Here is an 8,868-nt window from a genome sequence, read left to right on the forward strand (position 1 = left end):
ACCATTGAGCATTTGCATGTGCACATCATTCCAAGAACTGAAGAGGACCTGCCTGAGCCCGGAGATTGGTACCCGAAACTGCAGGCTTCTAAAGAAAAGCTAATTGATAGTTTCTCCCGGCCACAGCATACCGAAAAGGAACTTTTACATATTACAGAAAAGCTTAAGTCTGCAGCTATATCAAATAGTAATGATTTTCAGTCGTAAAGCGTGAGAAACTCATAAGCGTTTTGGGTATCGTCCATATATCGCATAAAATCATCATATTTTATGTTCAGTGTCGCTCTGTTATCGTTCGGATGAAAGCTTAATTTTTCTGCTTTTTGAAGATTTTGGTCGAAAAATACATGTACGTGATTTTCCTCATCGTTTATTAGTCCGAATGGAGATACAGAGCCTGGCTTTATTCCAAGGTATTTTTCCATGCGCCATTCTGAGGCAAAGCTTAGTTTTCCTTGCTTTAGTCTTTTTTCAAGATCATGAATATCAAGCTGGTAGGCATGATGCAAAATCACTAAATAGTGCTTTTTGCCTTTATGGTTTCTGAAAAACAGGTTTTTACAAAATGTTGCATCCATCCACGATTTATGCTTTCGTGCGTCTTCAATTGTATTTAGTGGTGGGTGTTCATAATAATCGAAGCTAATATTAAGTTGCTTAAGTTTTTCGTAAATGGCAGGTTGTCCAATCATTATTTTTTAGTGCAAAAATAGCATCCCTTTTTTAATGCCCCATATTTTACGGTTTAAATCATTCCTGCAACTTCAATTCCGCATGCTGATAAGCCTTAACCGCAATAGTTTTTTTGTTCGTTTATGGAAGTCTGCTTAAGTATAACTAATTTAGGCCTCGAAAATTTTAATACTATAATTTCTACTAATGGATGTAGCAAAGCTTGAAAAATTATTTCAGAATATTTCCGGAGAGGCACCTGAGGTAAGTAAACTTTTCAAAAAAAGTGGCTCTGGAAGACAATACTACAGGTTAAAAAGTGAAAAACTGTCGTTAATCGGCTGCATGAACTCAGATGTTGATGAAAATGAGGCCTTTTTTCATTTGTCGGGTGTTTTTAGTAAAGCCGGTTTAAATGTACCGGAGGTATTGGCAATTGATGAATCACGGCAATATTATATTCAAACCGATTTAGGCGACCAGATGCTTTACAATATTGTTACAAGCCGTCAAACTGAAAATTTAGATGATTATTTGCTCAATCAATATAAAAAAGTGCTTTCAGCCCTCATCGACTTTCAGACTATAGATCAGAGTTTAATTGATTCGAGTAAATACTATCCGCTCCCGGTATTCAACAGGCAAAGCATTGAATGGGATTTGAATTATTTCAAATACTATTTCTTGAAATTGCATGATATTACTTTTAACGAACGAAAACTACAAACAGACTTTGATGCTTTTATCGGGCAACTGCTCAATGATGAAATGCATTATTTCATGTTTCGCGATTTTCAGAGTCGCAATATACTGTTGAAAAACGATGAGCCATGGTTTATCGACTTTCAGGGGGGGAGGAAAGGACCTTTGGCCTACGATGTAGCTTCTTTACTTTATCAGGCCAAGGCCAACTTAACACCCGATGACAGGGATAACCTACTTAGGCATTATTTATCGGAACTTGAATCAAAAACCGATATCGATGCTGCTCGTTTTATGGATTATTTTTACCCGAATGCATTGTTAAGAACCCTGCAGGTTTTGGGCGCCTACGGGTACAGAGGGTTGTTTCAGCGTAAAACCCATTTCCTTACTTCAATTGGAAAGGCATTGCGTAATTTAAAATCAATTTTACCCTCATTGTCAGCATTAAACCATGTTCCCGAACTTAGCAGGTGCCTGCATGAACTTGTAGAACGTATTCCTGAATATGAAAATAAACCAACCGAAAAGTTTAAGGTGGTAATACAAAGCTTCTCATATTTAGATGGGGGTGTACCGCCCGATACAAGTGGACATGGAGGTGGCTATGTATTCGATTGCAGAATGCTGCCAAACCCGGGACGCGATCCTTATTATGCCAATATGAATGGTATGGATAAGGAGGTGAAAGATTACCTGGAGAAACATCAAGAAGTTGAGACTTTTATCGCAAACGCATTAGAATTTGGCACAAAACACATCGAGACATATTTAAATAAAGATTTTAACTATTTATCAATAAGTTTTGGGTGCACAGGAGGACAGCACAGAAGCGTGTATTGCGCTGAGCAAACTGCTTCTCAATTAAAAAAGAAGTTTCCTGATATTGTCATTCAAGTCAACCATTTAATCCAAAAAGTTGCTTATCAATGCTAAAAAACAGTAAGAAATTAATCGCATTTATTCCTTCTGCCGGTTTTGGTACACGTTTAATGCCACTAACAAGGCAAAAACCAAAGGCCCTTGTTAGTTTTATGGGTGATCCAATGCTTGGGCGTACCATAGATAAACTTTCGAATCTGGGGATCAAACGGTTTATAGTGAATGTACACCATTACCCGGAGCAAATAAAAGCTTATCTGGATACGCTTGATGATAAGCTGGATATACGTGTGTCTGACGAAACTGAGGAACTGCTCGATACAGGAGGAGGACTTTACAAAGCCAGCAAATTATTGCATGACGATGAGGACGTGCTTTTAGTACACAATGTTGATTTACATACCGGGTTTGACCTGCAAAAAATGATCGAAACGCATTTTGAAAACGATAACGATATCACATTAGCTGTTTCTGACAGGCGCTCGAACCGTAAGCTCATGTTCAAAGATAATGAGTTGTGTGGATGGAAAAACACAAAAACCTCTGAACTTATTAAACGTTTCAATTGCGATACAGACGTTTCACTGGCTTTTAGTGGAATTCATCTTGTCAATAAAAAAGTTATTAAAGCGAGGCAAAAAGATGACTTTCCCTTAATTCCATGGTATCTGGATATGGATGCAGGGGTTAAAATTGCAAGTTGGAAACACAATCCGAATGAATGGTTTGATCTTGGCACCATTTCGCGAATAGAACAAGCAGAAAAAGCAATAAGGAATAAACAATAAACTGCTATGAGCACAAGTAAATACACAATGCCGCAGGGCTCTCTAATTAGCTATATGAGCAATAAGGTAAAAACTTACGGCGGAATAAATTTTGCTCAGGGTATACCGGGTTATAATCCACCCGAAGCACTTTTGCAACACCTGGAATCCATTGCTCATGCTGAAATACATCAATATGCACCAGGAATTGGTAATTTAAAACTCAGGAAATTAATACTCGAACACTACAAAGATTTTCAGTTTGACGATGACCAGTTGCTCGTATTACAGGGGGCTACAGAGGCCTTGTCGTTGGTTTTTCAATACATTAAGAATAGTCTTGATCAACCTTTTGCTGCCATGGCATTTGATCCTGTTTATGAAAGTTATCGGCACCTGCCCCGCATTATGAATATACCATTTCACGCCTATGCTCATAAACAGTTCGATACTGACCATTTGCTGAATTTTATAAAGGATCATAATATAAGGGTTATGTTTGTTAACTCTCCGGGAAATCCTTTTGGAGCAGTATTCACGGAGCAACAAATGAATGAATTGCGGCGTATTTGCGATTCCCACGGTGTTTATATGATTATAGATGCTGTTTATAGTAATTTATATTATGAAAAGCCTCCGCATTATCCCATAAAAAATTTAAGCCCGCAAATATTTTACATCAACAGTTTTAGCAAAATGCTCTCAGTAACCGGATGGCGAATCGGTTACCTTATATCTCATCCATCGCATACTGAAGGGCTAAGAGATATTCACGATTACATTGGTTTGTGTACCAATGCGCCTTTACAGCAGGCTTTGGCCAATTATCTTGAGCAAAAACATTATGGCGAAACATATGTGAATTGGCTGCGTGAAACATTGAAGTCAGCTTATAAGCGAATGGAAAAGAGTTTATTAAAACTTAACTTTGATATTCCTAAAGCAAACGGAGGATACTATGTTTGGGCCAAACTACCACAAAACAAAGATGGATTTGAGTTTACAATGGAACTTTACGATGAGGCCGAAGTAGCAGTGATACCGGGTATTCACTTCAGTGAGAATGCCCATGATTTTATCAGGTTCAATATTGCCAGGCCCGAAAATGAGCTTCTGGAAGGAATTAAAAGGATTGAAGAATTTTGCGCTAAAAGGGACTTGTAGCTCAGTTTTTTTTTCGCAATCAAGAAAATCGTATTATATTTAAAACTTAAATGGTATATAACAATCTAAAAAAAATCCGGTAAAAATGGGATTATACTCAAAATTGATTGCTAAACCGCTTGATTCACTCGATCAGCAGACAGGAAAAATTTTTAAGAACCTTTTTTATTTTGTTTTTAAGATTGCTTCTCTTGGAATAGCCATATACGGAGCTTATCTACTTGTATCAGGATTGCTTGGTAAAACTGGTTACCTGACAATGCTCAAATCACTTGATTCATTTGATCTGGTAAGGTCTATAATTTGCCTGATTTTTACCTTTACAATATCGGCCGGAATGTTTTTTTCTATTTCTGCCATATTTTGGAAACGTGCCAATGATTTTAAAACACGTGAGTTTGGCGGAGCTGTTTTTCTTTTTCCCAGGTTTATTAAAATTTTGGGTGAAGCAATTGCAGTCATTCCAATTTCTGCAGCACTGATCTCATTTTTTGCCATTATTTTATCTGCCATTCCTTACGCTCCAATCGAATCTTTGGGCAATTTGGCCGGATCAATTGGATCGACCATGGTAAATGAGTTTATTGGTAATACTTTTGCAGCCGTTTTTATTGAAACTGCATCAGATTACTTTCAATTACTTACTGATGGGTTTATAGGGCTTATTACCGGTTTCTTTATGTCCATAGGCGTGCTTTTTGGTACTTACATTATAGCGGAATTATTTGAAATAGCGATCTATTTCCTTATTCGCAAACCTCTTTATAACTAGTTTTACATGAAACTAGCCTTTTCAGGGCTGCTGCCATATCCTTTGGAAGAAATGACACATGCCAAAAACAGTTTTTGGCAGCACGGTTCCTGTGTCTTTACACCAGGAAATAACTATGAAATAATTGCATCTTCGGGCAGGGGAAAAACCACGCTATTAAATGTGATTTTTGGAATTAGAAATGACTATCACGGGCAATTTATAATAGAAGAGAAGCAGGCAAACAAGTTAAAGTTAAGCGACTGGGCTCGCATAAGAACCCATAAAATTAGCTCTGTGTTTCAGGGTTTAAGGCTTTTCAGGCATTTAACAGGCAAACAAAACATTGACATAAAAAACCGTTTGACCGGCACGTTGACAGACCAACAGATAAACAACTTAGCGAAAATACTTGGCATTGAACAACAGATGTCGCAAAAGGCCGGATTAATGTCTTACGGCCAGCAACAGCGACTTGCTGTTTTGCGGGCTTTTGCCCAGCCTTTTGAGTGGTTGTTACTCGATGAGCCTTTTAGTCACCTTGATCCTGAAACTGCTCAAATTACAGCAGATTTAATTAGAAATGAGTGCATTGTGCGGTCTGCAAATTTTATTGTAACACGCCTGATGAGCGAAGATTATTTGCAGGCTAACGAGGAAATAATATTGTAACATGCTTAGAAGAATTCTTTTTAGCAATATTCCAATGGGTTACTTCACAGGTGCGGTTCTGGGCACTTTGGTGGGGTTCTTTTTACTTATGGCTACATTTAGCGCATGGAATCTCTATAACGCTTTTATTCAAAGCAGGGCAGGGCAGAGTCAGCAATATGTTACAATCAATAAAAAAATCAGCGTATTGAACACGATGAGCAAGGACCTGAGCGGTTTTAGGGCTGAGGAAATAGAAGAGATTAAGCATGCTGATTTTGTTGCCGATATGGCACCTTACCAACGATCTTCATTTGGTGTACAGGCCTCCCGCGATGCTTCCTCGAATATGCCCTATATGCGTACCGAAATGTTTTTTGAAGCTGTACCGGAACGCTTTTTGGATAAGGTTCCCGAATCGTGGGACTGGCAAAAAGGGCAGGAGCATATTCCGGTTATCATTCCCAAAGATTATCTTGACCTTTATAATTTTGGTTTTGCCAAAGCGCAGGGTTTACCAAACGTATCTAAATCAATAGTTGGCCAGTTTTCTTTTGAGCTTACGCTATACGGAAATAGAAAAGTGGAGAAATTTACAGGATCAATCGCAGGCTTTTCCAACAGAATACAATCATTGCTCGTTCCGATGAATTTTTTGGAAGCAGCAAATGCCCGGTTTAACCCTGACAAAAATCCACGGCCAGACAGGCTTATTTTAAAACTTAAGCCTAATATGGAAAAAGATTTATATGCCTTTTTAAATGAAAAAGGTTACGAAACTACTCACGACGCCTTTCAGGGGGGTAAGGTTTCCCTATTTGTGCATTTGAGTGGTGGTATTCTGCTCTTCATCGCATCACTAATAATTTTGCTTGCACTAATTGTCTATGCGCTTACCCTCCAGTTGACTGTACAGCGAAATAAAGATGAAATCTATCAGTTGACATTACTGGGCTACAAGCCAGTAGCTATTTTTCGCTATTACTTTGTTGTTCAGGTAATTTTAGCACTGGTGGTGTTGTTTGTCAGCGGAGCATTTATTGAGGTCATTACTTCCAGGGCGCTTGAATTTCTGGCAGAGAGGTATATTGAGATCGAACAGTTTAGTATTTGGCCAACCTACCTGTTGGCTGCCGGGATAATGCTGATTTTTATCTTTATAACTGCGATGAATACAATTAAGCTTATTCGCAAACTCGCCCGCAAAGGCACTTTGTAGATTATTTCTCCAGAATTACAAATTCTGTTCTTCGGTTTTTCTTTCTTCCGGCTTCCGAATTATTATCTGCAATAGGTTTTGTTTCTCCAAATCCCTCGTATGATAACCTGCTTCGACTAATATTTCTATCTATCAGGTACCTGTATACTTTTCGTGCTCTTTTTTTCGACAATCGCATATTATATCCTGCATCAGCAATATTATCCGTATGTCCGTCGATGCGGATTTTTATGTCAGGATTATTATTAAGGTAGCTGGCAAAGTTGTCAAGTGTTGCTTTTGATTGTTTTGTTAATTCTGTGCTGTTAAAGGGAAATAGTACATCATTAAGTCTTGTGTTGGCTCCGACCTTTGTTTTTTTTACTATAAAGTTAAGCTTTATTTGCAGGTTTTCTGAAATGCTATCTGCAGCAGGCTCAATTATTTTGGAGGTAAATGAATAATCAGGCTTTTTTATTGTTAACATGTAACTGTCCTCAACTTGCGCTGGAATAGCTATGGCATATTTTCCTGTATAATTATCTACAACTCCTTTTTTTATTTCATTCGATCTCATGTTTTTCAGCTCAATAGATGCGCTTTTCAAAATAGATCCCTTTCCGTCGACTAACTTACCCCGCACAAACATTACTTTATCGGGTTGCGCATCTTCATGAAGTTCAAAGCCAAAGATATCGTATCCACCATAACCTTTATAAGCATTCGATGAGAAAAAGGCATAATGCCCGCCAGTCGATACTATAAAACCAGATTCATCTTGTTCGCTGTTTATTGGATAACCTATGTTTTCCGGGGCGTTCCATATGGAGTCTTTTCGTCTGCTAACAAATATATCGTATCCGCCCACACCGGGGTGACCGTCTGAAGCAAAATATAATGTTTTGTTATCGGGGTGGATAAATGGTGCCCTTTCATTGAGCTTAGTGTTCACCGGATTTCCTAAATTAATCGGAGGTCCCCAATATCCTGAGCTGTCGAGTTCTGAATAATAAATATCTATTCCGCCTTTTCCATTTGGTCTGTACGAGGCAAAATAGAGTATTTTGCCATCGGGTGAAACTGAAGGATGTCCTTCCCAGGTTGTAAGTCCATTGATTTTTCTGTTTAATTTTTGTAATGGGCCCCATTTCCCGTATTTTTTTTGGGTTTGGTATATATCGCAATTTTTATAGGGTCGTCCATCAGGCATTTCTATTTGCTTACATACTGTGAGAAATAGTTTTTTATTATCAATTGTAATAGAGGCAGCACCCTGATTAGGGCCTTTATTAAATGGGTAGGGCATAGGTTTCGATTCATCGAATACCGGTTCACCAGTTGAGTCCCATCGAATAAATTTACTGATGCTGAATTCTTCTGTCATACTGGGAGAATAAGCTCCACGTTCTTGCTTCCAAAGTTTACGCGTAAACATCATATAACTACCGTCAGGGGCTATTAGCGGCATAAACTCGTCACTGCTCGTACAAACTCCCGGCAGAGCCACCGGATCGAAATTTACTGGGTTATCTACAAGTTTTTGAAAAGCCTCACAACTTTCAATCATTTTGCTTGTTTCGGGCATATAATTTTTGCTGCTGACATTGGAAGTGTATTTTTTTAGCCATGTATGGGCGCCCGATAGGTTACCTCCCTCGTAATTAATTTTACCCAGGTAATAATATGCTTTATATTTTTCATATTCGGGGCAGACTTTGGCTACTTCCTCGAAATTATCTGAAGCACGGTTTAATAGCCTGTTAAGATTTGATACCTTGCGGTTATCATATTGAATTATTTGTGCCTTATTATAATATTTTTTTGCCAAATAATAATATGGGACAACCCATTGAGGGCTGTGTTTTATAGCTCTAAATATTAGGGTTTTGGCCTTGTTGTTGTCTTTTGACCAAATGTGCGTTCCTTTATCGAAAAGTAACCTGGCTCTTTGTGTAGGCTGATTGCATAGTTCTTCTTGTGCCAGCGCATTTAGGCTGGTCATAATTATCAATATTGAGATGAGTCGGGAAATATATAAACGGCCATGAATCATGCATTATTAATTAATTATTGTGCTGTGA

General features: G+C 38.2%; 9 protein-coding genes. 7 read left to right on the forward strand and 2 right to left on the reverse strand.

Annotated features, from left to right (window positions below):
* On the forward strand, nucleotides 1-207 hold a 207-nt coding region (locus VJ937_RS07260; RefSeq protein WP_324066235.1), incomplete at its 5' end, for a hypothetical protein.
* Here VJ937_RS07260 and VJ937_RS07265 read toward each other — a convergent pair.
* On the reverse strand, nucleotides 198-692 hold the full coding sequence (locus VJ937_RS07265; protein WP_324066236.1) for a prolyl-tRNA synthetase associated domain-containing protein: 495 nt from the start codon (nucleotides 690-692) through the stop codon (nucleotides 198-200). The two genes, VJ937_RS07260 and VJ937_RS07265, sit on opposite strands and share 10 nt — an antisense overlap.
* A gap of 187 nt (nucleotides 693-879) precedes the next feature.
* On the opposite strand from VJ937_RS07265, the gene VJ937_RS07270 reads away from it, so the two are divergent.
* The 6 genes from VJ937_RS07270 (at nucleotide 880) to VJ937_RS07295 (ending at nucleotide 6,808) form a co-directional block, all read left to right on the forward strand.
* The gene (locus VJ937_RS07270; RefSeq protein WP_324066237.1) at nucleotides 880-2,310 is read left to right on the forward strand and encodes a RapZ C-terminal domain-containing protein; all 1,431 of its coding nucleotides are present in this window, start codon (nucleotides 880-882) and stop codon (nucleotides 2,308-2,310) included.
* Nucleotides 2,304-3,044, forward strand: coding sequence for a sugar phosphate nucleotidyltransferase (locus VJ937_RS07275; protein WP_324066238.1), 741 nt, complete (start codon nucleotides 2,304-2,306; stop codon nucleotides 3,042-3,044). Before VJ937_RS07270 ends, VJ937_RS07275 begins: the two co-directional genes overlap by 7 nt.
* A 6-nt stretch (nucleotides 3,045-3,050) precedes the next feature.
* Nucleotides 3,051-4,187: a pyridoxal phosphate-dependent aminotransferase gene (locus VJ937_RS07280; RefSeq protein WP_324066239.1), complete on the forward strand. Its 1,137-nt coding sequence runs from the start codon at nucleotides 3,051-3,053 to the stop codon at nucleotides 4,185-4,187.
* A gap of 85 nt (nucleotides 4,188-4,272) precedes the next feature.
* Nucleotides 4,273-4,959, forward strand: a complete 687-nt coding sequence (locus tag VJ937_RS07285; protein ID WP_324066240.1) for a hypothetical protein — start codon at nucleotides 4,273-4,275, stop codon at nucleotides 4,957-4,959.
* 6 nt (nucleotides 4,960-4,965) lie between these two features.
* A complete protein-coding gene (locus VJ937_RS07290; RefSeq protein WP_324066241.1) occupies nucleotides 4,966-5,610 on the forward strand; it encodes an ATP-binding cassette domain-containing protein in 645 nt (214 codons plus the stop codon).
* A gap of 1 nt (nucleotide 5,611) precedes the next feature.
* On the forward strand, nucleotides 5,612-6,808 hold the full coding sequence (locus VJ937_RS07295) for an ABC transporter permease (RefSeq protein ID WP_324066242.1): 1,197 nt from the start codon (nucleotides 5,612-5,614) through the stop codon (nucleotides 6,806-6,808).
* Between the two features lies 1 nt (nucleotide 6,809).
* Here VJ937_RS07295 and VJ937_RS07300 read toward each other — a convergent pair whose 3' ends face one another.
* A complete protein-coding gene (locus VJ937_RS07300) occupies nucleotides 6,810-8,789 on the reverse strand; it encodes an OmpA family protein (RefSeq protein ID WP_324066243.1) in 1,980 nt (659 codons plus the stop codon).
* Between the last annotated feature and the right edge of the window lie 79 nt (nucleotides 8,790-8,868).

The organism is Salinivirga sp. (assembly GCF_035268865.1).
Lineage (GTDB): Bacteria > Bacteroidota > Bacteroidia > Bacteroidales > Salinivirgaceae > Salinivirga.

Excerpts from the sequence above, each read along its gene's own strand:
- VJ937_RS07295 (WP_324066242.1), top strand. The coding sequence starts at position 5,612 with ATGCTTAGAAGAATTCTTTTTAGCAATATTCCAATGGGTTACTTCACA.
- VJ937_RS07275 (WP_324066238.1), top strand. The coding sequence starts at position 2,304 with ATGCTAAAAAACAGTAAGAAATTAATCGCATTTATTCCTTCTGCCGGT.
- VJ937_RS07270 (WP_324066237.1), top strand. The coding sequence starts at position 880 with ATGGATGTAGCAAAGCTTGAAAAATTATTTCAGAATATTTCCGGAGAG.
- VJ937_RS07265 (WP_324066236.1), bottom strand. The coding sequence starts at position 692 with ATGATTGGACAACCTGCCATTTACGAAAAACTTAAGCAACTTAATATT.
- VJ937_RS07290 (WP_324066241.1), top strand. The coding sequence starts at position 4,966 with ATGAAACTAGCCTTTTCAGGGCTGCTGCCATATCCTTTGGAAGAAATG.
- VJ937_RS07280 (WP_324066239.1), top strand. The coding sequence starts at position 3,051 with ATGAGCACAAGTAAATACACAATGCCGCAGGGCTCTCTAATTAGCTAT.
- VJ937_RS07300 (WP_324066243.1), bottom strand. The coding sequence starts at position 8,789 with ATGACCAGCCTAAATGCGCTGGCACAAGAAGAACTATGCAATCAGCCT.
- VJ937_RS07285 (WP_324066240.1), top strand. The coding sequence starts at position 4,273 with ATGGGATTATACTCAAAATTGATTGCTAAACCGCTTGATTCACTCGAT.